The sequence below is a fragment of the Nitratidesulfovibrio liaohensis genome (assembly GCF_011682075.1).
GTDB lineage: Bacteria > Desulfobacterota > Desulfovibrionia > Desulfovibrionales > Desulfovibrionaceae > Cupidesulfovibrio > Cupidesulfovibrio liaohensis.
The window spans coordinates 1-25,326 of sequence record NZ_VSMK01000220.1; the positions used below are offsets into that span (position 1 = coordinate 1).

At 44.3% G+C, this 25,326-nt stretch carries 30 protein-coding genes; 2 read left to right on the forward strand and 28 right to left on the reverse strand.

What is annotated here, in order from left to right; genetic code table 11:
• From FVW27_RS08530 to FVW27_RS20610, 4 genes are all read right to left on the reverse strand, one after another.
• A partial coding sequence (locus FVW27_RS08530; protein ID WP_167124330.1) for an ERF family protein occupies positions 1 to 424 on the reverse strand: 424 nt, incomplete at its 3' end.
• Positions 425 to 480: 56 nt separating this feature from the next.
• Positions 481 to 972, reverse strand: a complete 492-nt coding sequence (locus tag FVW27_RS08535) for an HNH endonuclease (RefSeq protein ID WP_167124332.1) — start codon at positions 970 to 972, stop codon at positions 481 to 483.
• A complete protein-coding gene (locus FVW27_RS08540; protein WP_167124334.1) occupies positions 959 to 1,930 on the reverse strand; it encodes a PD-(D/E)XK nuclease-like domain-containing protein in 972 nt (323 codons plus the stop codon). Before FVW27_RS08540 ends, FVW27_RS08535 begins: the two co-directional genes overlap by 14 nt.
• Positions 1,931 to 1,933: 3 nt before the next feature.
• Positions 1,934 to 2,281, reverse strand: a complete 348-nt coding sequence (locus FVW27_RS20610) for a hypothetical protein (RefSeq protein WP_208294704.1) — start codon at positions 2,279 to 2,281, stop codon at positions 1,934 to 1,936.
• A 395-nt stretch (positions 2,282 to 2,676) separates the two neighbouring features.
• On the opposite strand from FVW27_RS20610, the gene FVW27_RS08550 reads away from it, so the two are divergent.
• Together FVW27_RS08550 and FVW27_RS08555 are read left to right on the forward strand one after the other, a co-directional pair.
• The gene (locus tag FVW27_RS08550) at positions 2,677 to 2,907 is read left to right on the forward strand and encodes a hypothetical protein (protein WP_167124337.1); all 231 of its coding nucleotides are present in this window, start codon (positions 2,677 to 2,679) and stop codon (positions 2,905 to 2,907) included.
• Positions 2,907 to 3,869, forward strand: a complete 963-nt coding sequence (locus FVW27_RS08555; protein ID WP_167124339.1) for a DUF6453 family protein — start codon at positions 2,907 to 2,909, stop codon at positions 3,867 to 3,869. Before FVW27_RS08550 ends, FVW27_RS08555 begins: the two co-directional genes overlap by 1 nt.
• Positions 3,870 to 3,895: 26 nt before the next feature.
• On the opposite strand, the gene FVW27_RS08560 is transcribed toward FVW27_RS08555, so the two are convergent.
• The 24 genes from FVW27_RS08560 to FVW27_RS08675 all read right to left on the reverse strand — a co-directional run bounded on the left by FVW27_RS08560 (position 3,896) and on the right by FVW27_RS08675 (position 25,104).
• The gene (locus tag FVW27_RS08560) at positions 3,896 to 7,285 is read right to left on the reverse strand and encodes a TipJ family phage tail tip protein (RefSeq protein ID WP_208294705.1); all 3,390 of its coding nucleotides are present in this window, start codon (positions 7,283 to 7,285) and stop codon (positions 3,896 to 3,898) included.
• 80 nt (positions 7,286 to 7,365) lie between these two features.
• On the reverse strand, positions 7,366 to 7,938 hold the full coding sequence (locus FVW27_RS08565; RefSeq protein WP_167124343.1) for a tail assembly protein: 573 nt from the start codon (positions 7,936 to 7,938) through the stop codon (positions 7,366 to 7,368).
• Positions 7,919 to 8,677, reverse strand: coding sequence for a C40 family peptidase (locus FVW27_RS08570; RefSeq protein ID WP_167124345.1), 759 nt, complete (start codon positions 8,675 to 8,677; stop codon positions 7,919 to 7,921). Before FVW27_RS08570 ends, FVW27_RS08565 begins: the two co-directional genes overlap by 20 nt.
• 13 nt (positions 8,678 to 8,690) lie before the next feature.
• Positions 8,691 to 9,446, reverse strand: a complete 756-nt coding sequence (locus tag FVW27_RS08575) for a phage minor tail protein L (RefSeq protein WP_167124347.1) — start codon at positions 9,444 to 9,446, stop codon at positions 8,691 to 8,693.
• A gap of 39 nt (positions 9,447 to 9,485) precedes the next feature.
• Entirely contained in the window at positions 9,486 to 9,836 is a 351-nt protein-coding gene (locus FVW27_RS08580; RefSeq protein ID WP_167124349.1) for a phage tail protein, read from the reverse strand.
• 1 nt (position 9,837) lies between these two features.
• On the reverse strand, positions 9,838 to 10,308 hold the full coding sequence (locus FVW27_RS08585) for an HNH endonuclease signature motif containing protein (RefSeq protein ID WP_167124351.1): 471 nt from the start codon (positions 10,306 to 10,308) through the stop codon (positions 9,838 to 9,840).
• Positions 10,309 to 10,379: 71 nt separating this feature from the next.
• Complete coding sequence (locus tag FVW27_RS08590; protein WP_167124353.1) at positions 10,380 to 13,355, reverse strand: phage tail tape measure protein; 2,976 nt, start codon at positions 13,353 to 13,355, stop codon at positions 10,380 to 10,382.
• 37 nt (positions 13,356 to 13,392) lie between these two features.
• Positions 13,393 to 13,644 (reverse strand): DUF1799 domain-containing protein, encoded by a 252-nt coding sequence (locus FVW27_RS08595; RefSeq protein WP_167124354.1) that lies wholly within the window; start codon positions 13,642 to 13,644, stop codon positions 13,393 to 13,395.
• Positions 13,645 to 13,706: 62 nt separating this feature from the next.
• A complete protein-coding gene (locus tag FVW27_RS08600; RefSeq protein WP_167124356.1) occupies positions 13,707 to 14,021 on the reverse strand; it encodes a phage tail assembly chaperone in 315 nt (104 codons plus the stop codon).
• An 84-nt stretch (positions 14,022 to 14,105) separates the two neighbouring features.
• On the reverse strand, positions 14,106 to 14,306 hold the full coding sequence (locus FVW27_RS08605; RefSeq protein ID WP_167124358.1) for a hypothetical protein: 201 nt from the start codon (positions 14,304 to 14,306) through the stop codon (positions 14,106 to 14,108).
• Positions 14,307 to 14,414: 108 nt separating this feature from the next.
• A complete protein-coding gene (locus FVW27_RS08610) occupies positions 14,415 to 15,074 on the reverse strand; it encodes a phage tail protein (protein ID WP_167124360.1) in 660 nt (219 codons plus the stop codon).
• A gap of 11 nt (positions 15,075 to 15,085) precedes the next feature.
• Positions 15,086 to 15,484 (reverse strand): phage tail terminator-like protein, encoded by a 399-nt coding sequence (locus tag FVW27_RS08615; protein WP_167124362.1) that lies wholly within the window; start codon positions 15,482 to 15,484, stop codon positions 15,086 to 15,088.
• A complete protein-coding gene (locus FVW27_RS08620) occupies positions 15,484 to 15,921 on the reverse strand; it encodes an HK97 gp10 family phage protein (protein ID WP_167124363.1) in 438 nt (145 codons plus the stop codon). The genes FVW27_RS08615 and FVW27_RS08620 overlap by 1 nt, the downstream gene beginning before the upstream one ends.
• Complete coding sequence (locus FVW27_RS08625) at positions 15,914 to 16,285, reverse strand: hypothetical protein (RefSeq protein WP_167124365.1); 372 nt, start codon at positions 16,283 to 16,285, stop codon at positions 15,914 to 15,916. Before FVW27_RS08625 ends, FVW27_RS08620 begins: the two co-directional genes overlap by 8 nt.
• Positions 16,285 to 16,677 carry a DUF4054 domain-containing protein gene (locus FVW27_RS08630; RefSeq protein WP_167124367.1) on the reverse strand — a complete coding sequence of 131 codons (393 nt, stop codon included), beginning with the start codon at positions 16,675 to 16,677 and terminating at the stop codon, positions 16,285 to 16,287. The genes FVW27_RS08625 and FVW27_RS08630 overlap by 1 nt, the downstream gene beginning before the upstream one ends.
• Before the next feature lie 41 nt (positions 16,678 to 16,718).
• Positions 16,719 to 16,964, reverse strand: a complete 246-nt coding sequence (locus tag FVW27_RS08635) for a DUF7444 family protein (protein WP_167124369.1) — start codon at positions 16,962 to 16,964, stop codon at positions 16,719 to 16,721.
• A gap of 92 nt (positions 16,965 to 17,056) precedes the next feature.
• A complete protein-coding gene (locus tag FVW27_RS08640; protein ID WP_167124371.1) occupies positions 17,057 to 18,001 on the reverse strand; it encodes a major capsid family protein in 945 nt (314 codons plus the stop codon).
• Positions 18,002 to 18,092: 91 nt separating this feature from the next.
• Positions 18,093 to 19,136, reverse strand: coding sequence for an SGNH/GDSL hydrolase family protein (locus FVW27_RS08645; RefSeq protein ID WP_167124373.1), 1,044 nt, complete (start codon positions 19,134 to 19,136; stop codon positions 18,093 to 18,095).
• 326 nt (positions 19,137 to 19,462) lie between these two features.
• Complete coding sequence (locus tag FVW27_RS08650) at positions 19,463 to 19,933, reverse strand: structural cement protein Gp24 (RefSeq protein ID WP_167124375.1); 471 nt, start codon at positions 19,931 to 19,933, stop codon at positions 19,463 to 19,465.
• 10 nt (positions 19,934 to 19,943) lie between these two features.
• A complete protein-coding gene (locus FVW27_RS08655; RefSeq protein WP_167124376.1) occupies positions 19,944 to 21,053 on the reverse strand; it encodes a DUF2213 domain-containing protein in 1,110 nt (369 codons plus the stop codon).
• Positions 21,054 to 21,118: 65 nt separating this feature from the next.
• Positions 21,119 to 22,375, reverse strand: coding sequence for a phage portal protein (locus tag FVW27_RS08660; RefSeq protein WP_167124378.1), 1,257 nt, complete (start codon positions 22,373 to 22,375; stop codon positions 21,119 to 21,121).
• 44 nt (positions 22,376 to 22,419) lie between these two features.
• Positions 22,420 to 22,944, reverse strand: coding sequence for an HNH endonuclease signature motif containing protein (locus FVW27_RS08665; RefSeq protein ID WP_167124380.1), 525 nt, complete (start codon positions 22,942 to 22,944; stop codon positions 22,420 to 22,422).
• Positions 22,945 to 23,004: 60 nt separating this feature from the next.
• A complete protein-coding gene (terL, locus tag FVW27_RS08670) occupies positions 23,005 to 24,579 on the reverse strand; it encodes a phage terminase large subunit (RefSeq protein WP_167124382.1) in 1,575 nt (524 codons plus the stop codon).
• Between the two features lie 18 nt (positions 24,580 to 24,597).
• Entirely contained in the window at positions 24,598 to 25,104 is a 507-nt protein-coding gene (locus tag FVW27_RS08675; RefSeq protein ID WP_167124384.1) for a terminase small subunit, read from the reverse strand.
• Between the last annotated feature and the right edge of the window lie 222 nt (positions 25,105 to 25,326).

Sequence of the window (25,326 nt, forward strand, 5' to 3'; positions counted from 1 at the left end):
CTAGCTCGCGCTTGAAGTCTTTAACACCTTTAGCTGCGAGATTGCCATCGTCATCTGCCTGACTAAGACCTAAAGCTGCTGTAATGCCGTAGCGTCTAGCATATGTAAGAGCAGAGCCGTAACCTTGAGCGTCATTCTTGCTGATTGGGACAATCATTAAGAAGCTAACCCACTCTCCTGACTCAGCATGAAATAGCTTTGTCTCAACCTTCATTCTATTAGTTTGCTCGTCATCTAGGACGCTTTGAAACATAACCAAACCACACTCATCCAAACCAGGCTCAACGGCTGCTAAAACATCATCTAAGGTTGCATACTTGTTTTTAAGGTGCGAGTTCTGCTTAGAGCGCTCAGCCTTTGCAAACATTGCTTTTGCAGTGTGTAGCGCGTTTAAAATTGATTTGCATGATTCTGAAATTTGCATCTTTAACCTCGTTCGTTTTTGATGGGATAACTATACCTGAGCTATCCATTGTTGTTTTAGCAATTTGTGCTATTTCCGTGATTTCTATGAAATCCCAACTTAACCTCTTCGCTTTTTCTTGCTCTAGCGGCTTCCTCGATTGAGTCAAAACACCCAATGTGATACTCGTAACCATCCACACCCATTCTTGCTACATATTTTGATAGCCTTGGCACCCAACTAACACCCAGAACTCCGGTTTTGTTTGTTTTTCTCAATGACTGATTCATGGCATTTCCTTGCCTATTCACCAATCGCAAGTTCTCAATCCTGTTATCATTTCTAATGTGATTTATGTGATCAACAAATAAACCACTAGGTATTTTACCATTTACGATATCCCATATAATTCTGTGAACCTTGTGCTCCCTGCCATCGTACCTCAACCTTACATAACCGTTAGTCTTACTTACATTTCCAGCAACTTTACCAATGCAACCTCTAGTTCCGCTCATTATCTTCCATATCAAATTAACCCCATCGTAATCAAAAATTTCAGACCAGTTCATCTCTGTATTTCCTCATATCCCACTCAGGTACATCTAAATCAATCTCTGTTGCACCCATCGCATATCCGGGCCACACATCATTCTCTTTGCACTTCTTGTAAGTTGCAAGGGCCTCTAGATACATTCTACGACCAACCTTCAGTTGCTCTTCTGTAATATTGTAAAGCATTGGTAAGTAAGGTGCCTCTTTCTCGATTGCAAGTAACCTTACTTTTGTTCTTCTTTTCTCGTTAAAAGCCCTGACGAAAACATCGTGCTGAAGGGCCATTTTTGCGAGATACCCGTGCTTGAATGCAAGCCTCCCAAACTCCTGAGGTGATGCGCTGGCTGTCGTCTTCAGGTCTGTAATGCATACAACTCCATCAATTACATCTACGTGGTCTATTCGAATCTTCACTCCTACACCGAGAATCTCACCAAATATTGATAACTCTTTCTGCGCCGTTTCGCTATTCACGATTTTATTATATGCCGGAATATTGCAAAGAACCTCACGCATGGCGACCACTTCGTCATAGTCTGCTGCGCTAACCAGCTCCTTACCCTCCACAAGCGCTTGGGCGCTCTCCTGCTGCTCAATTAACCATTTAACACTCCAATCCTCACCAGAGCGATACATCATCTCTACAAGCTCGCTATACCCCTTCCCTGACGTGCCAGCTACACCAACTTTTTTAAGTGCTGCCGATAATGCTGTCTGACTTGTAATTAAACCATCAATCGCATCAAGGTCGGTTGCTCGCAAGTACTCTTTATCGAACACATCTTGTTCTAGAATCATACAGTGAGATAAAGTGCCAAACTTAAGCGCCTTACTATCATTGTTTCGCTGCTTGAACTTCCACTTAGCTGGAGAACCCTGGATAATCTCGACAAGTGAACTGCCAGAGATGTGATCAGTCTCAGAGTGGTAAGACTCGCTGCTTAACTCCTCTCGCGTAAAAACTTTAAAGCCCATATTTTATTCCTTAACCTTAACTACCTTAACAGATTTCAAATCTTCTTCAGTGAAGCACCCGGTCAGAACATCGCGGGCTTCTTCTTTGGTCTCGAATCTGTCAGCCTCGTTTTTATCCGTTGTGTATCCAGCAGGGCCACCAAAGTAGCAATCGCCGAACAGTGCGTTGTTTTTCTCTTTGATAATGTAGTAGGTCATTTCTCTATCTCTCTGGTTGTTTGCTTTCGATGGGTTAACTATATATTCGGCACGGTAGCTAGTCCAATTGGTTTTGCCAATCGTTGACTCAGACTTACGCGTGAATCCTTGTAATTTCGTGTAGGCATTGCCAATGGTTACGCTTTCTGGCATCTCGGCCCAGCTATAGCTTAATGTAACTAGTGTGTATATCGTGTATACCGTTTCTCGCTAAGGGTGCATCGGTATAGCTGCCGCGCAATACTGTATAAATCCACATGATATTAAAATTATAACCGGAACACTCTATAGAAGTAGTTACATGATATACACAGTAATATATAATAATAATAATAATAAGAGTAAAAGCTTGATATATATAGATATTTTAATGTAACTAATGCGTAACTAGGCGTAACAGCGCGTATACCATTTTCCGCGGACGAGATTGTATACACCGAGTTACATCGGTTACGCGTATACAATAGCACGAATAGCTAAAGACTCCGTAATCATCCTTTGCTATAGTTACTCCATCGAAACGAAACACACTCACTAAGGAATACAAAATGACTAACTTCATCAAATCAGCAATAATCGCGGCAGCAGTAATCATGACTGTAGGTTGTTCTTCCGGACCCCGACCTGACGGTTGGTGCGCGACTGAAGTTAACGGCTCATGTGTTGCTAAATGGAAAGGAGGTGTAGTTGTAGCTTCAGGTGAAACAGATATCCGCTGGGATGGTATCAAAAACTTCTCTGGATCAGTTAAAGATCATGGCACAAAGGAGTGGAAATAATGCCTCAGGGTATCTTGATAGACTTGAATGACGGAAGACCGAGAATGGAGATAACTGCAGGTTTAAGAGCGCCATCAGTAACAGGAAGCCTTAGCAGTAACTCCACGTTTAATTCCGCCAATGGCACTAGAGACTTCGGACTAACAATGACTCAAGGATCTGAGGCCTTCATATTGCCGACAAAGGCTATTGACGTTTATGACTTCAACTTCATACCTGAGGTTTATTTCATGAATGGATTTTCCAGGGTCAATAACTCAACTGGAAGGATAAGTATAGGTAACTTTAACGGCTCATCAGGACGTTTGATTGGATTTGGTGCGCAAGGTTTTGAGGTTCTTGGTGCATCACCAGGCAGTGAGGGGATATTTGTCAGTGATTCGACTAACTTCACTGCAATAACATCAAACAGTAGACTCCTGACTGCTCAGTATGTCGGAACTGTGACTGTGAATGGAAGCTATACACTCCCGGTGACTGGAATACCGTTTGGAAGGTGGAATAACCCAAATGTCACCCTTGAGTTTGACGGGGAAAGAATACTATGTAGAAACAATACCTACACAGGAATTGATAATGTATCAGCATCAGTAACTATCGATCTTGTTATATTCAACAATACAGCACCAACCGCAGGGCCTGGTTTAACAATTTCAAACGCCTCTGGCCAGATAGTGTTTTCCAGCGTCAAGCGACCTTTTGTACTAAGTGGATTCCTCCAGCTTTCCAACTCATACCAATCAATAGGTAATGGGTTTTTCCCAATACTAAGGTGCGGCGCGATGGTTGAGGTTACTGGTGGATACAACAACCTTAGATACAAGGGCGTTGCAATGTCAAATGGTCAGGTTAGGGCGCATAAAGGAAGTGTTTATGGTAACTACTCAACGAAGTCTGGCGCGCGGTTCCCATTCAACACCAACATCTCAATGCGGTTACCGTACATACCAAACATGTACTAAAAAAGCCCCCAGAAGGGGGCTATATTTTAACTCCATACTCCAACTACAACCATTCCTCCACCTGGTAGGTTAACAGTGATTCCGTTACCGTTAATCTGAACAGTGTTGCTTGTTCCGTTAAACGCGAAGTTACCATTGTTAGCGTAAAGGCTTCCTCTAACGGTGGCATTACTTAGTTCAGCAAAACCAGATTTATCAATAGCCCACCCCTGACTTCCTTGAACGTAGTCATTTGATTGAATTCTTTTACCAATCTTGGCATTAGTGATTGATCCATCCTTGATCACGGCGCTCTGGATGAACACCTGGTTGCTCTCAACAACAAAAGGCAATGACCACTGACCGGAACCAGATCCAATCCCGTTACTGATAGCGAATCTGTTTGCGTCAAAGATGAACTGACTCTTAACGCCAGTACCACTGCCAACAAGCTCCATGCTCATCCCTGCGCTATACTCAACCCCATTATATTTTAGACCTAACTTAACACCGTACTGAGCGCCAGCGGATTCCGCATCAACCCATGAGTCAAGTTTTTCATTAAGTGCAGCCTGAGTATCTCCAAGCTGAGCGCTCAAAGCAGTATCGGCAGTGGTCCTTGCTTCTGTTTCGGTGGCTAGTGCCGTCTGAACCTCAGTTATGGAAGCTACAACCTCACCATCAATCTGCGCTTTAAGCTGCGTGAGAGCCTCTACGCGCGCCTGAGTTTCATCAGCAATAAGATTCACCGCCTGAACGTATTCAGCCTTTCTGGCACCATTCTCCTTTGTCATGCGGCGAACATCAGTGTCATTTGCTAATGCGTTCTCGATGATTGCCTCAGCCTGATTCTGAATGTCCTGATTCTTTTGAATCGCATTCTGTTCGAGATATTTGAATCCTTCCGAACCTTCAATGTCAACTTTGATATATTCGTTGATAATGTTGGCATCGTCAGTGCTCATACCTCTAGCGAAATCAGACCAGTCAGAGGTGTTGCCGATTCTGTCAATTAATCTTGCACGATACCAGATAACCTTGCCTGGCTGAATTGGCGTGTGCCAGTATTCATAGGCTGGATAAGGAAGCAGCGTCAGCAAGCTCGCGTTATCAGGGTTGTAAGTACCGTCACCGTTATCAGCAACTTGCTGAAGTTCAGTGTAAGCTGTGTCGCCTGAGCCTTCAGGGAATCCCCATTTAACACGAATGCCAAACACCTCATCAGTTGAAGCAGTAATAACGGTTGGCGCAGATGGGCTACCAATCTTGCCAGTTAGCGATACAGTTACAATATCAGACCAGGCAGAGACGTTTTCAGTATCTGATACGCTGCGAACCCTAACGTCATAGATTCCTGCGTAAATACCTTCAATATCAACTTCTGTGCTAGCTGTTCTGGGTACGTTAATCCAGTTACCATTCTCTTTCCTCCACTGAACATTGTATGTTTTAGCGTATGGCGCTTTGTCCCACCCTATTACCATCGTCTCAACCGATAAACCCTGAACAACCTTGCTGTAGCTTGATACTGTTAAGTTCTCAGGTGGCGACAATCTGTCAGGTTCTACAATTGAAGTAGGGCGGTCTATAATGTTAACGCCGTAGTCAATCTCGTCATATTTGTTCGGGTCGTACTCAACAGCAGTAATTGTGTACTGGAACGAGTCCTGACCATCAGTATCTGCTTTTTGAATACCAGTCACAACATATTGCTGAAGTGCCAGATTGTCCTTGTCGATTGCGAAAACAGTATCTGGCTGAGCTACAAAACTGAACGCCGTGTTCAGGTTAATAGTTCTACCATCTTCAGATACGCTTGCGATAGTTCTAGCCTCTGGGCTACCGTCCGGTTTGTTAAGCAGGATTCTGTCACCAGGTGCTGCATCAACTTTAAACGGAGTAAAAACCTGCAATCCTTGCACAGATTCGATTCGACCAGAAAGGTTTAACTGATAGTTGCTCGACCATGCTGCGTCATTAACCGCAATAACCTCGCCAATCATCGGAATCATACCTTCTAACCCAGTTGTGAAGCTGATAGTTTCGCTTCTCAGGTTGGTTTTTAGAAGCCATCTTCCGCGCCTGTTTGCTTCACTTCTGCGAGTGCAGCCAATAGCAGTTAAATCAACAGGGTTAAATCCAAAGCGGCGGGTTGCCTCTAATTCAAATACCGGCTCTACATCTTGCTGATAGTTATTCTCCACATCATCAAACTGTACGTTCGCAGTAGTGTAAAGACTCTTTTCGCTAGCGAATGTGCGGCTGAATAATCCATTTACAACGTTATCGTTCGTGAAGATGTAAGATGGATTGCGAGGCTTATCAACTACGATGCCAATCTTTTCGCCATCATAGAATGTCAGGCCGCGGAATATTGAGCAGATATCACGAATTAGTGTGTATGCCTCAACCTTATTCTGTACAACCATATCGCAAAGATAACGAGGTTCCATTCCACCTTTACCATCTGGAACCATCTGGTCGCAGAATTGTGCAGCTTCATACAAGCCCCACTTATCAATCTCTACACCTAACTCTCGCTGGTCAAGTCCATATCTGCGGTTTGTCACTAAGTCATAAAGAACCCATGCTGGGTTATTTGACCACGCCATTTTAAATAAACCATTCCATGTGCCGCTGTAAGTTCTGCTTTCAGGGTTATAGTTTGTTGGGACCTGAATTAACTTCCATCGCTTCTTGATAGAGATTGTTGGGATTCCGTTAGGGAACAGGTCAGAGCCGAACTCAACGTAAACCAGAGCAGTAAGCGGATAGCGGAATTTAGCGTCAATTACTTCCTGATAGGTTGTAATCTGCATTCCATTAACCAGCGTGCTACTTGTTGAGTCTGCTGTAATCTTACGGATGCGAACCAGCGCACTATCAAATTCAGCGGGAAGGTTTACACGTATGCTACGGTCGTAACCAGTTGTTGTTTTCCCGTTTGCAACTCCGCGAGTATATTGCTGATATGCCCCACCATTAACTGACAAGTCAATTGCATACTCGCAAGTTGTGCCATTCAGGTCTCCGTTACTTTCTTGTTTGATCAGTCGAGGCCAAAAGAGTTTAACTCGAATCGCCGAAAGCTGGCTGTTATTAACCGCAATGATGTACGGGGTATCGTTCGTAATTTCCCTGGAAGCCTGAATCTCTGAGTTCGCACCGTCAAGCCCAGCGATATAGTCCTGATATTGCGTACCAGCGCGAAACTCGGCGCGAACACCTTCATAGTTGTAGGTGCCATTCTGATTTTGCACTGGAACATCAGCAAGGTATAAATCCTTCAATGAGAAGTTAGGGTCCACCTCTCCGTCAGCAACCGCAAGTAATACCTTAACCTTGTTAAGTGAAATTAGGTTATCTTCCTGCTCCACTGGTTGATGCTGCTTCTGGCTACCGCCTTTGGCACCATAAATCTTAATTTCTTCAGCCATATCACAAAGCCTCATGTTTGTTTTGATCATTTGTGCCATTCTACACTAAATAAAAAACCCGCACTAGGCGGGTATGATATTTAAGCATTGTCTTCAGAATAGCTTCCCGCACTAAACACGGAGCCGCCAACCGTTCTATAACCATATGGAAGGCAAACTGGATAACCAGCCGCTACCGTGTTTACAGCAGAGCCGAATGCGTAAGAAGCTCTATTGCTTGTCTGGTTACTTTGGTCTTTTAATCCGGTAGCTTGAGGTGAAAGAAGCTGGGCAATGCCGCCAGCAGCCAGAGAAACACCAGCGCCAATCAAGTAAACCTGCCCAGTGAAGATGCCAACTGTAATAAGCGCGGCACCTAGTATTGTCTGAAATAACCCACCAGACTTACGACCCTGCGGAACTGGAAGAATGCGTATCTCCTGAACGGCGCTAAAATCAGCAACTCTATGCTCATTAACATTTCTACCATCCACAAAAATTGCATACCTGGTGTTTTGCCCCACATGGCTATTCATGAACTCCTTGAAGGCTGGAATCTGAGAACAAAGCGCCCTCATTGCCTCAGGCACACTGTTTACTGCCATTTGGTGAACCTTGCCAAACTTGCGACCTAGAGATAGGCCTAACTTAATATCAATCAGTTTCTGGGTCATAAATTACATCCTCTGGTAAATCCTTATGGCGAACAATGCGAACAGTTCGCTCGCGCCAGTAATCGGAATAAATATCTACAGAACTCATTTTACCATAAAGGTGATGTATGAATCTGTTGTTGCCAATGTAGATTCCTGCGTGGTTAGTAACCTCGCTTTGTACTTGCATCATGATCATTGAGCCAATTGGAATATCTGAAGTTTTTACTAGCTCAAAACCTTCCTTAACCCAGTTGTCGTCATAGATATTTTCCCCGTACCTCTTCTCCCACCACGGGTAATTAACTCGGTAGTCGTTTAGTTTGACGCTGTATTTTTTGTGAAATCCCATGACTAACTCCCAGCAATCAAAGCTACCCAAACCCCACGGTCGACCAATCAGTGGCATTGTTGATGGTTCAAGTATCCTCATGTCTCCTTCTGGAATACTGACGATAACATAAGGGATCTCGCACTCGTTGCAGCTACAGATATCCGCTGGGCTAGGTCTTGTTGTCGCACCATCACCAGTGTGGGAGTGAACTACGTAAACAATTGACTCGTTATCAACCAGATTAAATGCAATGTCGGCATACTCATTTGAATCAAGTACAAACTCATTTTCAGGGTCTTTGCTGACATTGGTTATTCTATGATACTTCTGCGCACGACCCTTCTGCGTAACAACTCCACAGCACTCATGCGGGTAAACTTCCTTTGCGTGCTGGAAAATTTCCAGTTTAACCTTTGAACTTAACATTAATAAATCCCTCTTAGTTCTGATTGGCCTTTGCCTGAAGGCTTGCTGCCGCACAACCGCCGAAATCCAATTGATTGTTAGCGCCAAATCTAATTTTGCAACTGTTTACCGTTCCGGAGCAGAAGTCTAATGAGGGATCACTAACTGGGTTATCATCTTTATCAAAGTATCGGTTTCCAGCATAGGCGCAACCATTGCCGCTACGATACCAGCCACGAGAAGCCCAATAGCAAACTGACTGAACAAGTCGCGCTGGAATGTAAATTCCATCCATATCCATTGGGCTACTTAGCTCAAACGAGGCAGTCTTGTAGTCAACCTGCTTTGGTCGCTCAATGAAGTAAACGAATCGTCGATAGTCCCCATCAGCGATGCTTCCGTCTTCATTGATGTTATCGCGCGTAGTAATCCAGATAGTAACCTTAGCCTTAACTAGACCATTGTATTCACGAATCAATGCGCTAATGCGCTGGTCTACGTTTGATACTGTCAGAGTAACCTTGTTTGCCTTGCCGTCAGAAGTCATATTGATACCCGAGATACCAAATGGTCGGGGCCCATACTCTTCACCGCGGAAGGTAATTGTCTTCTCTGGCAGTGGCTCTCCGTTCATTTGGGCCAGCATGATTTCCTCTGGCGTGTATGAGATGTTTTCATTGTGGAAATTATAAACGAGACTACCAAATGCCGTCCCATCAACCTGGATTAGTGTCACAATCTCGCCAGGGAAAAGGCTTTGCAACTGATTTTCAAACTTTGGACTTAACATGATTTTCTCCAATAAAAAAAGCCCCTAATGGGGCTTAGTTTAACGCATTGAGCTAAAGACTTCCACGAATTGCATGCTTACAGTCTGAACTTCGCTACTTAATGGCGTTACACTGATGCTATCTTGCTGAATAACAAACATAGAAGTATCGCCTTGCGGTGTTCTCCAGAAGAATGGTGTGATGATGTGATTGAAACAGAAATCCATAACCTCACGCCAGTTCTTGTTTGTGTAAGTCATCTGGTAGCTGCGCTTATTGCTGCGGTATCCTCCCGTCCCTCTTTGTTCATAACCATTGCCAAAGCTAACAATACGCACGTTATTGGTGTTAGAGAATGTCGCGCCTCCATTTTGAATCTGAGTGCAAAAATTAAACGTATCTAGAGCCATATTATTTACCCCCGTGATTTTTGTGATAATTAAGGGCTATCTCTGCGCTTTTTCTCGCTTTTACAGCCTCTTCAAAATTGCTTGTTGTTAATAGAATTCTCTTACCTATCTTTGATATAAATTTTTTCTTTGTTTTGCAGTAACTAACCCCGACAACGCCAGTTTTATTTGATGAGTACATGCTTTTGTTTTTCATGTTATCACTCTTCGTTACCAGTCTTATGTTTGATATGTTGTTGTTTTTTCTAGAGTGGTCAATGTGATCAATTTCCATGTCATCAGCTATTCTTCCATTAAACATTTCCCATACAACCCTATGGGCCATTACCTTTACACGCTTGTATTGAACGATTATGTAACCTCTCTTTTCACAAAAGAAACCAGCAACATCGCCAATATTGTATTGTATTGCTGGCTTTATCTTCCAATAAAGAACGCCATTTCTATAATCAAAAATATCATTCCAGTTCATTTTATCTCCTTATGATTTTAATGAGTTGATTATAGCAAGCCAAATCCTTTTGGCTTTACCATTTTGTGCTATTAGTTGAAACCTCTCAAATAAGCAAAGGCTCTGCCGCCCTGCTGGAAAGACTGAGCAATCTCTTCTGCTACAATTGCCTTAACGCCATTTTGCAGCGCCTTGGCCTGTTCCGGGTCGCTTCCAATCCCACTATTAACGTTAACGGTTATTCCGCTAACATTAACATCTGCACCACCAGAAACCAAGCCGCCATTTGCATAGCCCGAAGGCCCGCCTACAACACCGCCATTTGCGTAACCTCTCATCAATGCGTAAAGGTTTTTAACACCAATCCTGCTTGTTGCTTCTTTTGTGAATACAAACTCCCCCTTATGTACAGTGCCTGCTGGTTGATATTTTCCACCGTCTCCAGTGTAACCGCCGCTAGCAAAGCCACCGCCAATCGCAGATGCGATAGACCCAATCGCGCCACCAGTACCACCAAAGCTACTTAAGCTAGACTCGATAGCCTTAACAATAAGAAGCTGAGTTGCAATTCTTGCAATCTGCTTGAGTATGTTTACAGTAAACTCCCTGAAGTTTGTTTCTCCAGTGGTTACAAGGTCAGTAATCTGGTCAGTAATGCCTTCAAATACCTTAGTGGTTAAACTTCCGGCAATTGAGAAAGCATCTGTAGCGCTTTCAGCCCAGTTAGCAAAGGATTGATTCACGCCAGCAAGCCAGTTTTCACGTAGCGCATCCTCTTGAGCATAGAAATTACGCCTTGCTTCGAGTAAAGCCTGAAAATCAGTGTCATCTACAGAGCCACCTTTGTTTACCTGATTGGACTGAAGCGCCTGAAGCTCTTTTGCTCTCTGCTTCTCCCTGTCAGATAAATTAGCAGCAAGCGAAACATTATTTGCTTCATTCTTAATCTGCACAGTCTTCTTAAGGTTGTCATCAAGTAACTTGTTTGACCTCTCCTGAAGCACAATCTGGTCACCAAGCTCAGCCTTCTGTTTAGCCTGTTCAAGAATGATATTCTTCTGCGCAAGTAACTTGGCTTGTGATTTTGTAAGCGTACCATCCGCTTGCCTTTGCTCAAGTATTGCAAACTTCGCTTCTTCCTGGAATAACTGCTTGCGTTCGTTGCTTATTACATCACTTATTTTCTTGTGCTCTTGTAAAACCTTCAGCTGAGCCTGAAGAGCAAGAACACCAGATTCATAAGATAAAGTTAAATCCCTTTCTGCCTTACCCCTTTCTGTCCTGTTTTTAATTATGGCGTCTAGCTCATCTTTGAGTTGCTTCCTCCTGCTCTCAAACTCCTTATCAGTTGATGGGTTATTCCCGTTCAGGTTAATGTTATTGTTGCTATCGATATAACCAAGTTCGCCTTTCCTGATTCTCGCATCTCGCTCGGCTATGCTTTTTGCTAGCTCATCGTTTTGCTTCTTGGCTGCATCAACAACCTTTTGCTGCTCAGCAATTACCTCATTTCCTACATCACCAAGCCCAGGGATTGATTGCAGTGTCTTGGTTGCAGCTATGGCGAACTCACCCAAGATAATATCACCAGAGTTTATGAGCATCCTTATCTGCTCAATCGTCCCGGCAACAACGTCAGTTATTAAGTTAAGGGCCCCAAGTGTCCTTTTGCCGATAGCGTCCCAAATCTCACTCACAAACTTCCTGAAGCTATTCCAGGCAGTTTCAAGAGGACTAAGGCTTAGCGCAACGTCATCGAGCCTGTTTTCCATAACTTCAGCAAATATCTCAGTGGCCGCAGATGCTGCCGCTGTCTCACCGGCTGTCTTCCTGATGTTCTCAATGTATTTAAGCTGCCCGGGTTGCAGGAAGTTAAATTGCTTATCAAGCTCAGCAAGTCCTTTTACCGGGTCTTTTGTGATTTTGTCAAAGTACTCAAGGATTGTCTTTGAGTCTGTTGATGTAACAGTTGCCCACTGAGCAGTTGCTTTGGTTATCTTATCTATTTGTGTAAGCGTAAGATTTCCGCTCGCCACCAGGCTATTCGCTATCTCCTGAATAAGTCCGCGCGTAGCCAGTGTTGACCTCTCAATTCCATCAACAACCTGATTTATCTGCGCCGTAGACGTGATAGTTGAGTTGCCAACCAGTGTTATCGTTGATGCGAGTCCTCGAGTATTCTTGTCTGCCTGATAAGCCGCAACACCAAGAGCACCAAGAGCTAAACCCAAAGTCCCAACAACTGCTGTTAATGGGTTGATGGCCGCTAATGCAAACCTTGCGGTGTTAGCAATGCCGCCAAAACTATCCTTAATCTGACCGCCCTGCTGAATTGCAATGAGCCAAATAGGAATACCACCAGCAAGAGAGGTTCCGATATCTGTAATCTGGGCTGGTAACTGTCTGATTGCCTGCTTGTATTGCCCCGCGCTTAAACCTGACTTAACAAAAGCGGAACTCTGCTTCTGCAATTGAACAGCTGACGACTCAGCGGCATTTCCAATCCTGTCGATAATCGGTGCAGCTTTGTCACTGACGCCTAGCTGAGCAGCCTTAAGCTGAAGGAGCTCAGTCCTTGTCATGGTTGCCGCGTTAGCCTCGTTCTCAAGCGATTGAATGAACTTCTGTGCGGTTGCTGTTGCCTTTTCCTTATCTATTGACGCCTGTAGCGCAGCCCTTCCTTCCTCGCTAAGGGCAGTTTTAGACCTTTTTAGCTTATTTATTTGAGTTTCAAGGACCTCACCTAACCTAAAGAACTCTTCATCTGGAATCACGCCAGATTCAAATGCTTTATCCAAATCTGTTGCTGCTTTCTGCAACTTCTGGAGTTTGGCGGCGGTTGGGTCTATTGCTCGCTGAAGTGATGCGAAAGACTTGCGCTGCTCATCAAGTTGCCTTGCGGTGTCCCTGGCTTGAGTCTTAGCAACAAGCTCGGCGTTGATGAAGCTATTGATGCCAGTTGCAGCTTGCTCGTTTGCTTGCCTGAATTTCTGTAATGATTGCGTACCCTTATCGACCTGAGCGACGTCGACGGCTAGCGTGATACCAGCAATTTCGTTAGTTGCCATATTGTCTCCATAATAAAAAAGCCACCCCGAAGGATGGCTATTTCTTGGCGTTCATCATATCCAAGGCCTTGGCCTCGAGTATTCTGATATCGTTAAGTACCATTTCGTCATCATCTATTTTATAGACTTTGAACAAGAATGGAAGGCAATTATAATCAAGGCCTGTGGCTCCACAAGCACCTACTCGCCATTGAGTTGACATGGCACAGTACACATCCCAGCTTTGCATCATTGTTTCATCGAAGAACAATTCTTCAGGCTCCTCACCTTCGTAATCGGAACGTTTCATTCCGATAGCTTCTAGCTCGGCATCCGTTGGTGGCGACTGGTATTGTAAGTATACTGCGCGTTTTAGTTTTTTACTCGCTGCCCTGCCAGTGCTTTCATATAGCTATCCATCAAAGATGGCACAGCGCCAGGGAAAAGGTTTGCAAACTCATCTACGTTTTCATCGTTAAATGGCTCTTCTAAATCCCAGTCAGAGCAGACTTCGCTAATCAGTTCCTTAGTGCTAAAGTTTTCACGATTAAGAATCTCCTGCAACTCAGATGATTTCTTGTGCTTAACTGTCAGTACAACTTCTGCGTCCTCGCCATTTGCAAGCTGAAACTTAACTGGAAGTTTAAAGTCAGGAAGCGCCTTAAGTGAAAGTTTAAATTTTGCCATCTCGTTTATCTCCTTTGTTTATGTTGAACGATTATATTACTTAGTGTTTTCTTTTGCAATCTTAGCGGCTGAGTCCTTGCAAACCTATTTGCCATATTTCATGATTTGGTCAACTTTACCACCAACAAGCGACTGACATGCTCGCTCAGCTTTAGCAAATTCAACAGTGTATTTGTTTGCTTTTGCGTTTGAATCAGCCTCTCCAGTTGGATTAACAATCTGAACTACTGCATAGAAAGCAGCCAGAACCGCAGCAAGTTTGATGATATTTTTTACGTTTTTCATTTCATTAATCTCTCAATTCGTTTCGATGAATTAACTATACAGTAATCCGAGATTTAGTCTTTAACAAAAAGTGCTATCAATAAAAAACCCTCCGAAGAGGGTTAATTTTTATGCCAGCTCAGAAGCTACAGAACTCAGCCTGCCACGGATAGATACCGCGATTGATACCGTTTCGATTTCGTTAACACCAATGCTCGGGGTGTCGTTGAAAGCGATGGTGCCAGACTGAAGGCGCATCTCACTGGCGCGAGGTACGAACAGGCGAATAGCAACAACAGCACCAGATTCGTCATAGTTACGCAAAATCGGATAAACCGGGTTGGTGTATTCGTGCGCAAACGTGTAAGTGTTGGTTACCGCAGACTTATAGGTTGGAATCTGCTGCTCACGGTCATCAGACAAGCACTGGAAGTTAACGAACTGCTGTTCACCACCGTCAGTGGATACGTCCTGAACACAAGGAACCTCAAACCAGCTAAGAATCTTAACCACTTCGCCAGTTAAACCGGCCGGGAACTTGGTGGTGTTGGAGGTATCAATACCTTCAACGGTTACAGTTGAACCAGATACTGCGGTAACGCGAACTTGCTTGTCAGCCAGCAGGGTTGAAGCTGAGCTGGTAAACAGAAGGTAATCACCGCGAGCAATATCTGCAACGCTGGATAAAGTTAAAACAGGAGTAACGGCGTTGGAAATCGCGGTTACGTCGATAGTAGCTCCCCTGGTGCCTTCTACGAAGACCTGAGTGCCGTTACTAAGATGGGCCATATATTTTCCTTTTAGTCTAGACGAACATAGAAACGAACTGGAATGAACCAGCCATATTGTGACTTCACTACTGGGTGAACTACTCCGCCCTCATAAATGTAGCCTGTGTCAAGCATTGTACCATCAGTCATTGATTCTGCCAATTGATTAGCAATTCTCCTTGCGGTATCGATACCATCTCCAGGTGAGAAGAAGATTGATACTTGAACCATGCCCACATAATATTTACACTTTCTGCTTATCCCGTATGTTACAGTATCAGCTTCTGTGTAGTCATACTTGAACCACATTCCACCATTATTTGGTGGGGAGAAAGCTACATTTTCGTAAGCAATTGGATATCTGACTGGTAATGTTTTTACTAAATCAGTTACAAACCTTCTTGATGCTAAAGATAATTCATATTGCATTATCGCTTACTCCTAGCTTCAGCTACTGCCTCTTCAAAATACCTGCCAAGCCTGATATTAACAACGCCAAGAACACCCGCTGGCGCTTGCCTTGATGACCCGTATTCAAGGCCAGACGCATAATCAAGGCGGTTGGTGATGTAGATAACTTTTGTGGCACTGGAGTTAGCAACTGCCCTCGCCTGCCTGGCTAATGAAGCCTTAGTTTCATTTCCTGATTTGTCATAATCATTTAATGATTGCTGGGCTGGTGAGTTGGCGGTGATTTGCCAGTTTGCTTTGAACCTACCAGTATCTACAGGAGACAAATCAACAATAGCATTTGCCGCTTTAATTACAGTTCCGGAAACAATGTCCGAGAAGCCATCATCAGCCCTTGAAATCCAATTATTAATAGAGTTGGTGAAGGTGGCTAAGCCACCAACATTGTTAGCCATAAGTAGCAATCCTCCTAAGGATGGGTCTGTAAGCCACTACAGTACCCGTTGGTTTAACTGGTCTTGGGTCAACCACTACGTAAGTTTCACTATCTACGATAATCTTATAGCCTTGCAGGATAGGAACTTCAGAAGTGAAGATTCCACGCTTGTCGCCAAACTGGATATATTCTCCATCAATATCCCTATTCTTAATCTCCCTTACTAAACCCTTAATCAAAGCAACGCCACCAGATACCGGAACCTCAACACCATCAACAATCTCAACGCCGCCCTTACCTGTTTTCATGGTGAAAGTGCCATCGCCATCGCTAAAGATATTGATTCCCGTGCGCATTAATGATTCTACTTGAGAATAATTCATCAGCAACCGCACCCACGCCCAGAGGACGAAATTAAACCAAAGCCGCCACCTTTCTTGCGAAGGAGATTCCAATAAAGACGACCCCATGGAGTAGCTGTTAGTGATGATTGGGTTTGAGAGCTTGATTCGTAGCTAATAGAGAATTCACCGCTCAGGGAGTAACTGGCTACCTTCTTGCCATAATCATCTAGTGACTCATTCTGCTTAAGTGCACCATCAAGAAAGGCTATGTGTAAAGTGTATAGCGCCAAAGCCTTGTAAGCATCATCACCAAACTTACTGGCGCAGATGTATAGCTTTGCCAGTTCAAGCCATACGTCCAGAGTTTCATCCGGCACGTTACGCAAAGCAGGAACTAACGATCTCATAAAGACTAGTGCTTGTTCGTTCATAAAACCCCCATACAAAAACGGACGCCGAAGCGCCCATTTGGTTATTTATATTCCTGACCAGTCTGAGCCTCGTCAATGGTCTTCGGTTCTTTTCGCTTTTTCTTACTGTTGATTTCTTGTGCCACTTCTTTTGTTGCCTTGTAGTCACCTTCAATGGTGAGTTTGCCTTCAGCAATCAGACGCTTCAGTCCGTCACAAAGTTCATTTGCTTCAATTGTGTCGCCTGGTAAGTATTTATCACCCTTGTAAACAATCATGCACGCGCCACTGTGTTCTAACTTAATCATTACTTTCTCCTTTGTTTATCTGATTTGGTGATTATAACCCAACAATTCCATTTGGTACAGACGTAAAAAAGCCCTCCTGAGAGGGCAATTTATTAAGCGAAGGTGATGCCTTTGATTACTGCCATTGTCAGAGGGCGGTATACAATCAAGCCAGTTGCCTTGGAAGTTACAGGATATTTAAAATGCAAATCCTTAGGTTGACCAGGTAGCACGTTCGTCGCTTCCGGAATCTCGATGCTCATGTTGAGCGGATCCTTTTCAAACGCCAGTGCAGCTTTACCGCCTGCGCCATCGTAGTTGTCCAGGAACTGCATAAAGCGCAGGGTTACACCTGGGTTGTTACGAGTAAACAACTCACCATAGCTCAGGGTTGTATTAGCAACCAGCGTTTGCATTACACGGCGAGCGGAAGCTGGCAGCAGAATATCAGTTACATGGTGGAAGCCCTGGGTGCTGGTTTCTACAGCATCAATCATTGCGGTAACGTCGTTAACTGCGTTCTGTGGGACGCTCCAGTTAGGAGTTGCAACTACGTTGTTAATATTCGGCTGGTCAAACACGCTTACGATGCCGTGCGGGGCAGAGCCCTGCCATACCAGCTTATCAAGCAGGTTATCGTGAGCTTCGAAAGCCAGAGCCTGTTTGCGAGTTGACAGTGACTGACCAGTTGCGGCACCGGCTTTGATTTCGTCGGTGGAAATCAGGAACGCGTTACCAAAACGGAAAACTTTACCTTGCTTCTCGGTCATAAAAGCATCAACAAGCGGCAGGTCATCTGAGTAATCAGCGATAATCTGAGCAATACCAACGCCATCAAACTCAGGGTATTCGAAGTATTTCGCGTGACCCGGAATTTCGTTGGTTACAGGAAAGATATTAACAACTGAGTTGTCTGCGTATTCTTGTTCGTAAGCGCGATTCAGTGATGCGGTCAGCTGTTTAACAGTCCAGATACCAGCAGCATCTGCTTTATCTACGCCCATTTGCTCGAGGTGAGCGGTGATTTTTGCTTGTTCTGCATCAAATTTAATGGCCATTCTTGTTTATTCCTTTTCAGTTAGGTATGTACAAGTCAATTATACACTAGTTTTCAGGTGTAGCAATAGCCTCGTCCATGAGGCGCTTAAGTTAAACGATTTCAATCATTATAGAGCCGTTAGCTTCAGCTCGTGACTTGATGATATTTTGTGCAGCCTCAAGAGATTCAGCTTGAACAGTTTCCGATTTAACTTCAACAGAAAATCCGTTTCTCTCGATAAAGTTAACAATATATCCAGAGGTAAATTTCGGAACAAGGCTGCCGCCAGACAAAGCAACCATTTTGACGTACCTTGCAATCTCCAAGCCACGATGTTGGTGCCCAAGACCGTTAGGGTGAACGTTATCCGTGCCAGTGTAAACAACAGAATTGGCGTTAGTTACCGCATTACTAACCTCGAGCAGCTCGATACCATTCTTAGAGCAGAAACCCTTAACCAGGTCATAAACAGTCTGAATGTTTGATGTAATTCCCTTCGGAGTGGCGGGGCTTACTACAACGATTGGAACATTTGGGTGAGCGGCCTTGGCTGCCGATACCGCTTCAATCATGCTGGTTACTAGCTTTTCTTTGTTTGTACCAGAGTTAATTGCGGCAGCGTCATTGTAACCAAGAGCGAAAACAATCGCAGATGGTTTTCTGTTAATATTAGCAAGCCTGGTTGATACCCTTGTTGCTGGATACTGACCGCCAGTACTGTTCCACCCACTACCTCCGATCCATTCAGCAATTCCGTCAAATCCTAGGGCGCGACTATATGCATAAAAGTCATTGATTGCTGGGGATGATACATAAGCCTGAGTTGGGTATGCAGCACCAGTACCATAAGTGTAACTATCACCCATCTGATAAATTAATGGCCGCTCAGAGCTGATATCCGAAGAGAATGTGTCTTCCGTGTTTGCCTGGATTGCACCAAGCGCTGTGTTTATGCCATAAATCTCAACGTGCCTTACCTTTCGAATTACTCCATCGTTAGCCTTTACCTGAATCCAGCTAACAGCCTCTCCGTTTGCGGTAGTGATTGCGTCAGCATTGCAGAGCTTTCCATCAACAAAGATTGAGTATGTGGCAATTGAACCAATAGTTTTAATCTCAAAAAGTTGACTATCTGTCATAAACTCGACTTTCATTTGAATGCCGTTACTTGGCGCAGTTCCTGTGTAGGAGCTGGCAACAGTCGCAAACCCGTAGTTAGTAAATCTTAGCTTTGTTTCATCCCTTGCAGTGATTGTTTGCGGTGACGCAATTGATGTGGCTGGTCGAATCTCCTTAAAGACAGAGAACTCATTAGATAGTTCAACACCTTTAATGTTAACTGCGCCATTGCGAATATTTTCCCTTACTAATTCAATGAAGCTAATTTTGTTACTCCTGAAATTGTTTAAGAGAGTTGATGTTAACAGATTTTAAGCATAAAAAAACCTCCCGAAGGAGGCTTATTTAATTAAGGATAATCTTACTTCTGTTTAACCTGAACCTCAACCAAAGCGCCATCTACGCTAAGGTCTTGCGGCTTAGTGCCAGTGTTAGGAATGAAGCCGCCAGCGAAGGTCCAGCCAGTTGCTACACCAGCATCGCCTACAACGCCAGTAGCGCTTACCAGTACAGGAGCACCAAATGTTGGCGCTTTTGTAAGGGTGGTGCGCATCCAAATTCGACCATCAGTCATTACGTTAACGGCTTCCTTCGCTTTAGCGGTGCCGTCTGGAGTCTCGTAATGAGAGTTAACAACTACGCCGACAGCCTGGTTAGCTGCGATGCCAGTAGCGACCACAACTTTGTGACCATCGATTAGTGGTGCTGGGTCAACTTTAACAGCCACACCGACATTGATTGGAGCAGTGCCACCAACTACACAAGCGCCATCGATATTATACAGGGAAGTATCAGCTACCATACCTGCCAGAGCTACAGAACGAATTGCCATTTAGGACTCCTTATTTTTTAATTTTAGCCAGACGAGCGCGAGGGTTAAGAACCTTCACATCATCTTTGCCGTCAGATTTATCGGAAGCTGTGGTAGCCTTGCGAACTTCAGCCATTTTATCAGATTCCTTGGCAATGTCGAACGCCGCGTCGATATACGCGTCAGACTTCTCAGAAACATCCAGACCTGAGACTTCTTTAACGTAAGCTACTTTGATGCCTTTAGCATCCAGACCATCAGCTTTAACACCAGCTTCAGCAGCAACAGCAACCAGAGTTGCGAGCGCGTCTGCGTCTGATTTCGCTTTAGCAACTGCTTTCTCGATTTCTGCTGGCATTGCATCAACTTTAGCCTTAAGTGCATCACGCTCAGCTTCCAGCGCGTCAGCTTTTGCTTTCTCTTTTGCGGAGTCAGCTTTAACTGCTTCAATGTGAGCGGCGACTTCGGGAGCAATTTCAAACTCCTGAGCGCCGTCTAGTTTAATCTTAACCATTTCTTTTACGTCCTCTTTAATAGAATCAACGCTGTCAGTATACGGGTTTTCCTGTTGAGCGTCAAAATTAAGTTTGGCTACTCCCGCGCGACCATGATAGACAAGTGCGACGTGGTTTACTTTGATTTCAGTTTGCAGAGCATCGAATCTAACCCAGTCAGAAGGGATTTCACCTTGTGATTGGTACTCCCCATCTAGCTTATACTCACCAGTTTCATTGCTACCCCAACCTTTCGAATCAATATCAACAGTGGAGTATCCTACTGATAACTCACCAGCCTCGCCAGATTTAGCCTTCTCAATTGATTCCTTGTCGTAAACAGTTAAAGGAACAATAACATTCGAGTCTTCACGCATAGCTGCGCCAGATACAGCACCTACAACAACCTCTTTAGCATTCTCTGAGTTAACAAACACATGACCCAATGTAATTGGCTTACCTTGATAACTAGCCAGAGAATCAGGTTTAAATACCTCTGAGGCTGGCCTAAATTCTCTGCGTTCCGTACCGTCTGGAAGGTAGTAAGTTTGCACCCCGACGCGCGCAACAATCGGGGTATCAACAAGAAAGCCGTTTTCATCAAATCGAGCCTTCACCTTTGCACTGTCATAGCGTATTTTACACATCCCAATTCTCCTCACTAAAATCCATCAAACTCATCATTCATTACCCCTCTCCGAAACCAGTTAATTTACGCAATTACAACCTCCGTCTCTGTAATTAAATCCGATTGCTCGAACTGAATATCATTATCACCAATCTTAATCTCTGGTGCGATAGATCGTAGTGTATCACGTGCCTCATTGGTATCCATAGCGCCAGATGCAATTAGTGCTGCGATGCTGTTTACGTTCTTCTCCAAAACTTCTGCCTTGTCCTTGCTTGATTCCTGGGCTAGAGGGTTAAACTCAACTGACCATTCTTCTGCGTTTACGATGAACGGGATTAAGAACTCAAGAATTGGCAGTAGTTCAGCGTTGCGCTTACGGTCAATCAACTTGTGGAATGTCTCAAGCGCCGTATTCTGGCTGGATGATAAGCCACCAACGTTCTTGTTCTTCAGGATGATTTCATGAATGCCGCTCAGAGCAACGATTCTGTCAAACTTCTTATCCAGGAACGCATCAATACCGCCAATATCAGAGTTGAGAACGCTATACTCTTCAGATTCGGCATCAATACCAATTGCCTGACCAACGCCGCTATTATTGTCAACCTGCGCTAGTCGTAATCTTGCAGCGCCAAACCCCTCGCTATCATCACATAACTCAGCCAGCCCTTTCGCTTTCCACACTGCCTGCTGTTTACGTCTAAGTAATTGCGTGGCGAGTCGCTCGCAGTTAGTGTAATCCTTGATTGAGTCAAGAATGTCACTGGATAGAACGCTACGACCCCAGCCATCATTCTGCCTACGCATTACGTTAGGGATTCGCTCACCATCGATGATATGAATGCGGCTGTAGTGTACGTCGTAGAACATTTCACTCTCGTTAGTAGTGATGCGATAGGTTAGCGGCTTACCGAAACGTGCGTTGCGCGGATTCTCTTCGCGAGTCTGTACTTTTACCTGCGTACGGTCGTAAACGCGAACAGTTTCAAGCTCAGAACCTTCTCTGACCGGACTTGTTAGCGCTCTATTGTCCTTAACGATAGCTACAATGGCAGAACCGCCGAATAATCTGGCCCACGACCAAGCGTCGTTAATATTCTGCGTCATCTCCAAATCGTCCCAGCGAGACCAGAATGCGGGTTCGTCATCAATACCGTCAATGCGGAATCCTGCTGCTAGTGCCGTCTCTGGGATTGTGTCAATAATTCGACGCACAATTGCATTATCCGCATAAAGCGAAGCCAGAATTGTAGGCGCTTGATTCTGTAAACTTCCGTAAATCTCACTACCATCACTGCCGCCAAGAAAGATATTGGCGTAGCTGTCTGTTTTTACCATTGCATTTCTCCAATAAAAAAAGCCCCATGTGGGGCTATTGTAACTCAGATTTCATCAGCTGTCTTGCCATGGTTTTTGTGATAACCAAGCCTAATCTCAGCTAGCTTTCTTGCCTTTATTGCGTCCTCCCTGTTGTGAAAACACCCAAGATGCTCATGAGTTTCTTTGTTGCGCCCACCTATCGAAGCTTGCCAGGTCCCCCTGTTTTTATTGTAGTGAACGCCAATGTGACCAGATGTGTTGTTCTTCGGCATCTTTATGTTTACTGAGTTCTCATGATGGGTGACTAACCTTAAGTTCTCAATTCTATTATCGGACCTGTTGTGGTTTATATGGTCAACTTGCATACCGTCAGGTATTGGTCCATTAATAAACTCCCAAGCGAACCTGTGCGCCATTACTGGTTTTCTGAATAGAGCAACCCTAATATACCCCTGAAAGTCAATTGTTCCAGCAACATCTCCAGGGTAGTACTTACTCTTTTTTATCTTCTTCTTCCATAAAACATTAACACCGTCGTATGTAAGATAATCTATTGCTATATCGTAAATTTCAGTTCGCTTAATCATTTTCCCTCCTTATTTTTATTATGATAACTCATCCTTGAGTTATTCTTTTAACAAAAAGTGCTACTTAATCCCAGCAAGGCGCAGCATTCTTAGTTTTGCATCGTCGGCTAAATTTAGCTCACAGTTTATTGCCATGGTTGTTGTGTCTACAATGTCATCATGGCGGTGAGATAGGTCTGCTGTAAATGCTGAAAACTCAGAGATGAGTGCACTCATCCACGGCGCTGACTCTGGTATCATGACATTGCCAGCCTTAATCTGAGGCATGGCAGAAAGTACGCGAGTTACCTTGTCTGTATCTGGTATAAATGGCTCAATCGGTGTGCGCATAACCCTACTTGCAGATTGAATTAAGCCGATACCTGACGCTTTCTTCTCGATTATTACCTTGCGAAGTATCCCCTCCTCTCGACTAGTGGCTCTTGCTTTGGCCTCAAAGTCCAATAGTGTTGCCTCGAGTTCCGGTGCCTCATACTTACCCCTAACCATATCAAGAAGGTATAGCTTTCTATCCTTAACGCCCCACAACTGGAACACGCTAAAGTCACTGTACGACTTAGTCGTGAGCGCGGTATCCGCAGTGATGAATCGGTAGTCATACTTTAATGGCGCTCGCAAATCCCCACCGTAACGAATAAACCAATCCGTATCAATCATGTTGCCACCGAGAGCTATTGGGCTTTGCATATATTGGCTTGCGAACGTATATGGGTCCGCGTCCTGCATTGCCATTAAATCATGAATGGATTCCTTCTGTGGGTAGTAGCTGTAGTATTTAACCCCATCTCGCTCGATGTACTCGCTAGATAGAACATCAGCCTCGAAGTGTGGCTTTAGCCAGTCAGGGAGCGTGTCGATGTAATCCTCAGTAACTATCGCTGGAATCTTCACAACATCGAAATCTATACCCATACCCCCAGATTCAGCCATGAACCACGAGCTATCGTTCACATGCAATCGCTGCTGTATTGATATAATTGGTGTTGCTTTTCCTTTTACCGAACTTGCCCGACGAGAGCGAATTGTGTTCTTTAGAAGCATATGTACTGCTTCACGCCTCACCTTGCTAAGCATGTCATCAACTTTATCAACGTCATCCAGCATCAGGCAGCCGCTATAAGTATCAGTAATGTAACCACCTCTCGATCCGGTTATTTGCCCTCCAATAGCCTTTGATATTGACTCAAATCTAACCTTTCCTGATTCATCAAGCACCTGAATCTCGTCATCCTTACACGTACCGAACCTGCTTGGGAATAACTCCTGGAACTCCATTGATTTAATAAGGTCCCTAACTCGCTTAGAGTTTCGCTTGACCAGGCTATCAGAGAATGACAGGCTAAGGTTACGAACTTTTGGTAGCTTGAGGTAACTATAAACAGGAAAGTGAATGGACGTGATTTCGGTTTTTCCGGCGCCAGGTGATACATTTATGATTGTATCCTTTCGCTCTCCGCTAATAATCTCATCAACAATCCTGCATAGGTATCTATGATGCCAGTTCATTATATACTTCTGCCCTTGCGTGATGCTGAACCACACACGAAGGAATGTTTCGAAGTTGTGGGTGGATAGTAGCTTAATCGCCTGTTTCTCTGATTGGGATAGTTCCTCCCAAACTAAAACATCAGTCATTGTTATACCCTCGTATTGTTACAGCTTGCTAATCACAGACTCCAGCGCTTCCTTCATGCTATCAACGTCGTTAGCTGTGGAGTTGTTGCTAATGGTAATCTCCTGCGGCTTATCAATCCCTAGCTCTTTACCAACGATTGTGGGGTTGATGATACCCGCAACGCCAAGCTGATATTTTTGCTCGTAGATTACGTTATCAATAAATTCCATCACGTCAGAGTAACCAGCCTCAGTACGCCAGCTGGCGAATCTATTGATATTGACACCCATGAATAGCGCCAGGCCGGTTAATGTGAATACTCTCGGCTTATGTACAAGGTTTTCACTAACAACTCCCCGGAAAGCCGCCGTCTCAATAGCTTTGATTGCCTCACTCTCAGCCCATGAGAAGTATCTCACCGCGAAATCAAACACCTCTTCTGGCGTGTACTTGCGATTGATTGCCACCATAGCAATATCGCCATACTTCTTGTTGTAGAGCGCCTTGAAATTCCCCTCGCCCATCTTTAACGCTACTTTGCTCATGTTATTAGAATCCTAGTAAAGTTAGTAACCATACCACACCTAGAACAAATGAAAGGCAAAGTGGCACCAAAGATAATTGTAGCAATAATATTACTCATAAATCCTCCTCTGTTCAGGATAGATTATAGCATATTGCAGACGAAAAAAAGCCCTCAAGCGAGGGCTAAAACAACGAGAGAGATGAAACTTAAACGAGGGTATAACACTTTTTATTTTCGCTCA

Excerpts from the sequence above, each read along its gene's own strand:
- FVW27_RS08595 (WP_167124354.1), bottom strand. The coding sequence starts at position 13,644 with ATGAAACGTTCCGATTACGAAGGTGAGGAGCCTGAAGAATTGTTCTTC.
- FVW27_RS08535 (WP_167124332.1), bottom strand. The coding sequence starts at position 972 with ATGAACTGGTCTGAAATTTTTGATTACGATGGGGTTAATTTGATATGG.
- FVW27_RS08580 (WP_167124349.1), bottom strand. The coding sequence starts at position 9,836 with ATGGCTCTAGATACGTTTAATTTTTGCACTCAGATTCAAAATGGAGGC.
- FVW27_RS08610 (WP_167124360.1), bottom strand. The coding sequence starts at position 15,074 with ATGGCCCATCTTAGTAACGGCACTCAGGTCTTCGTAGAAGGCACCAGG.
- FVW27_RS08615 (WP_167124362.1), bottom strand. The coding sequence starts at position 15,484 with ATGCAATATGAATTATCTTTAGCATCAAGAAGGTTTGTAACTGATTTA.
- FVW27_RS08635 (WP_167124369.1), bottom strand. The coding sequence starts at position 16,964 with ATGATTAAGTTAGAACACAGTGGCGCGTGCATGATTGTTTACAAGGGT.
- FVW27_RS08625 (WP_167124365.1), bottom strand. The coding sequence starts at position 16,285 with ATGAATTATTCTCAAGTAGAATCATTAATGCGCACGGGAATCAATATC.
- FVW27_RS08555 (WP_167124339.1), top strand. The coding sequence starts at position 2,907 with ATGCCTCAGGGTATCTTGATAGACTTGAATGACGGAAGACCGAGAATG.
- FVW27_RS08630 (WP_167124367.1), bottom strand. The coding sequence starts at position 16,677 with ATGAACGAACAAGCACTAGTCTTTATGAGATCGTTAGTTCCTGCTTTG.
- FVW27_RS08640 (WP_167124371.1), bottom strand. The coding sequence starts at position 18,001 with ATGGCCATTAAATTTGATGCAGAACAAGCAAAAATCACCGCTCACCTC.
- FVW27_RS08645 (WP_167124373.1), bottom strand. The coding sequence starts at position 19,136 with ATGAAAGTCGAGTTTATGACAGATAGTCAACTTTTTGAGATTAAAACT.
- FVW27_RS08585 (WP_167124351.1), bottom strand. The coding sequence starts at position 10,308 with ATGAACTGGAATGATATTTTTGATTATAGAAATGGCGTTCTTTATTGG.
- FVW27_RS08570 (WP_167124345.1), bottom strand. The coding sequence starts at position 8,677 with ATGTTAAGTTCAAAGGTTAAACTGGAAATTTTCCAGCACGCAAAGGAA.
- FVW27_RS08560 (WP_208294705.1), bottom strand. The coding sequence starts at position 7,285 with ATGGCTGAAGAAATTAAGATTTATGGTGCCAAAGGCGGTAGCCAGAAG.
- FVW27_RS08590 (WP_167124353.1), bottom strand. The coding sequence starts at position 13,355 with ATGGCAACTAACGAAATTGCTGGTATCACGCTAGCCGTCGACGTCGCT.
- FVW27_RS08605 (WP_167124358.1), bottom strand. The coding sequence starts at position 14,306 with ATGAAAAACGTAAAAAATATCATCAAACTTGCTGCGGTTCTGGCTGCT.
- FVW27_RS08565 (WP_167124343.1), bottom strand. The coding sequence starts at position 7,938 with ATGACCCAGAAACTGATTGATATTAAGTTAGGCCTATCTCTAGGTCGC.
- FVW27_RS08620 (WP_167124363.1), bottom strand. The coding sequence starts at position 15,921 with ATGGCTAACAATGTTGGTGGCTTAGCCACCTTCACCAACTCTATTAAT.
- FVW27_RS08575 (WP_167124347.1), bottom strand. The coding sequence starts at position 9,446 with ATGTTAAGTCCAAAGTTTGAAAATCAGTTGCAAAGCCTTTTCCCTGGC.
- FVW27_RS08655 (WP_167124376.1), bottom strand. The coding sequence starts at position 21,053 with ATGTGTAAAATACGCTATGACAGTGCAAAGGTGAAGGCTCGATTTGAT.
- FVW27_RS08650 (WP_167124375.1), bottom strand. The coding sequence starts at position 19,933 with ATGGCAATTCGTTCTGTAGCTCTGGCAGGTATGGTAGCTGATACTTCC.
- FVW27_RS20610 (WP_208294704.1), bottom strand. The coding sequence starts at position 2,281 with ATGCCAGAAAGCGTAACCATTGGCAATGCCTACACGAAATTACAAGGA.
- FVW27_RS08675 (WP_167124384.1), bottom strand. The coding sequence starts at position 25,104 with ATGAGCAAAGTAGCGTTAAAGATGGGCGAGGGGAATTTCAAGGCGCTC.
- FVW27_RS08660 (WP_167124378.1), bottom strand. The coding sequence starts at position 22,375 with ATGGTAAAAACAGACAGCTACGCCAATATCTTTCTTGGCGGCAGTGAT.
- terL (WP_167124382.1), bottom strand. The coding sequence starts at position 24,579 with ATGACTGATGTTTTAGTTTGGGAGGAACTATCCCAATCAGAGAAACAG.
- FVW27_RS08665 (WP_167124380.1), bottom strand. The coding sequence starts at position 22,944 with ATGATTAAGCGAACTGAAATTTACGATATAGCAATAGATTATCTTACA.
- FVW27_RS08600 (WP_167124356.1), bottom strand. The coding sequence starts at position 14,021 with ATGGCAAAATTTAAACTTTCACTTAAGGCGCTTCCTGACTTTAAACTT.
- FVW27_RS08550 (WP_167124337.1), top strand. The coding sequence starts at position 2,677 with ATGACTAACTTCATCAAATCAGCAATAATCGCGGCAGCAGTAATCATG.
- FVW27_RS08540 (WP_167124334.1), bottom strand. The coding sequence starts at position 1,930 with ATGGGCTTTAAAGTTTTTACGCGAGAGGAGTTAAGCAGCGAGTCTTAC.